The organism is Pseudomonas tehranensis (assembly GCF_014268615.1).
GTDB lineage: Bacteria > Pseudomonadota > Gammaproteobacteria > Pseudomonadales > Pseudomonadaceae > Aquipseudomonas > Aquipseudomonas tehranensis.
The window spans coordinates 1-494 of record NZ_JABWQV010000500.1; the positions used below are offsets into that span (position 1 = coordinate 1).

Consider the following 494-nt stretch of genomic DNA (forward strand, 5'->3'; position numbering starts at 1 on the left):
GAAGTTGCGCAGGTTGAGATTGACCTTGGCGTCATCGACGAAACCTTCGGCGCTGGCGGTCATTGGCAAGAACAGGGCCAGGCTGCTGCAACTGATCAGCCCCAGGGCATGCCGGGAGTTGAAAAGGGTACGACGGGTTGGGTGACCGGGTGAAAAACGGACAGGTGTGCTCACTATGACGCTCCCTACTTTTTTGTTGTTTTTATTTGTCATACGTCGTCGTACAACATGGGGCGGATTATTTGGGCGTCGTTCCTCGTTGTCAACTGGCCATTATCGGAATTGTCACTGTCCTTGCGCTTGAAGATGGGACATTACGTTGGTTCCAGGGGCGATAAGGGTGGCTGTGGAAGCTTCGGCCCCAGCAATCCACGGGGCCTCAGAATAGCTGCGCCTGCTCTTAGTTGTGCGATGACTGGTCTAAGACCTTAGTCGAATGCTGGCGATTGGAGGGCTTAACGGGGTTCTTGTGGCGAGGGAGCTTGCTCCCGCTG

At 55.1% G+C, this 494-nt stretch carries 1 pseudogene; it reads right to left on the bottom strand.

The features are described 5' to 3' along the window. Positions 1 to 174 (bottom strand): annotated as a pseudogene (locus HU811_RS27165) (outer membrane porin, OprD family); the annotation flags it as partial. Between the last annotated feature and the right edge of the window lie 320 nt (positions 175 to 494).